Origin of the sequence: Bradyrhizobium viridifuturi, assembly GCF_001238275.1 — a bacterium.
In the GTDB taxonomy this organism is placed as follows: domain Bacteria; phylum Pseudomonadota; class Alphaproteobacteria; order Rhizobiales; family Xanthobacteraceae; genus Bradyrhizobium; species Bradyrhizobium viridifuturi.
On the sequence record NZ_LGTB01000117.1, the window covers coordinates 1 to 1,425 of the forward strand.

The window sequence follows — 1,425 nt, forward strand, 5'->3', positions numbered from 1 at the left end:
GGGTCGTGTCCCCGGTGATGGTGTAGCTCGGTAGAGCAAAGCCGTCCGCACGCGCGCCCTCCCACGGCGCCGTAGCGGGCGGGCGGCTTTGCGGTGGTCACCGGCAGTTCGCCGGTAGGGTCGGGTTGCTGACACCAACCTGATTCGAGGAACCACCGATGACCGATGAGATGATGAACCTCCGCACGCTCGTGGAGAAGACCCCTGATGCTGATCTGCTGCGCGAGATGATCGGCTTTGCTGCCCAGCGCCTGATGGAGCTGGAAGTGGAAGGCCAGACCGGGGCCGCCTACGGCGAGAAAACCCCCGAGCGTCTGGCGCAGCGCAACGGCTACCGCGACCGGACCTGGGAGACCCGCGCCGGCACGGTCGAGCTGCGCATTCCCAAGCTGCGCAAAGGCTCCTACTTCCCCGGCTTTCTGGAGCCGCGCCGGATGGCCGAGAAGGCGCTCACCGCCGTGGTGCAGGAAGCTTATGTGCAGGGCGTCTCGACCCGCTCCGTCGACGATCTGGTGCAGGCGATGGGCATGAGCGGCATCTCCAAGAGCCAGGTCTCGCGGCTGTGCGCGGAGATCGATGACAAGGTGAAGGCGTTCCTCGCTCGCCCGATCGAGGGCGATTGGCCTTATCTGTGGATCGACGCCACCTACGTGAAGGTGCGCCAGCAGGGGCGCATCGTGTCGGTCGCGGTGATCGTCGCGGTCGGCGTCAACAGCGATGGCCGGCGCGAAGTTCTCGGCATGGACATTGGTCCCTCGGAGGCCGAGACATTCTGGACGGCGTTCCTGCGCAAGCTCGCCCGCCGCGGCCTGCGCGGCGTCAAGCTGGTCGTCTCCGACGCCCACGAGGGCATCAAGGCGACCGTCGCCAAGGTGCTCAACGCCAGTTGGCAGCGTTGCCGCGTGCACTTCATGCGCAACGCGCTGGCCCATGCCGGCAAAAGCGGACGGCGTGTCGTCTCCGCCTTCATCGCCACTGCGTTTGCCCAGGACGATGCCGAGACCGCACGAGCGCAATGGCGGAAGGTCGCCGATCAGCTCCGCCCCAAGCTACCCAAGCTCGCCGGCTTCCTCGATGAGGCCGAGACCGATGTGCTGGCCTACATGACGTTCCCGCCGCAGCACCGCACCAAGCTGCACTCGACCAACCCGATCGAGCGCCTCAACGGCGAGATCAAGCGGCGCACCGAGGTCGTCGGCATCTTCCCCAATGAGGACGCCATCGTCCGCCTCATCGGCGCGATCCTGCTCGAACAGAATGATGAATGGGCCGTTCAGCGCGCCCGTTACATGACGCTGGAAACCATCGCGCCGTTGAGCGATGATCCAACCGTCAGCCTCCCGGCTATCGCCAGCTGACCAGTCCGGCTCTTACCGGCGAACGCGGTGTCCCGCCGCCAGTTACACCACGCTCAGGGACACGATC

Annotated in this window: 1 protein-coding gene; it reads left to right on the forward strand. The window is 66.2% G+C overall.

Annotated elements, in window-relative coordinates; genetic code table 11:
- Nucleotides 1-158: 158 nt before the first annotated feature.
- Nucleotides 159-1,358 (forward strand): IS256 family transposase, encoded by a 1,200-nt coding sequence (locus ALC15_RS40870; protein ID WP_050632137.1) that lies wholly within the window; start codon nt 159-161, stop codon nt 1,356-1,358.
- Nucleotides 1,359-1,425: the final 67 nt, after the last annotated feature.

Bases quoted from the DNA above. Each gene is read 5' to 3' on its own strand.
- ALC15_RS40870 (WP_050632137.1), top strand. From the start codon at position 159: ATGACCGATGAGATGATGAACCTCCGCACGCTCGTGGAGAAGACCCCT.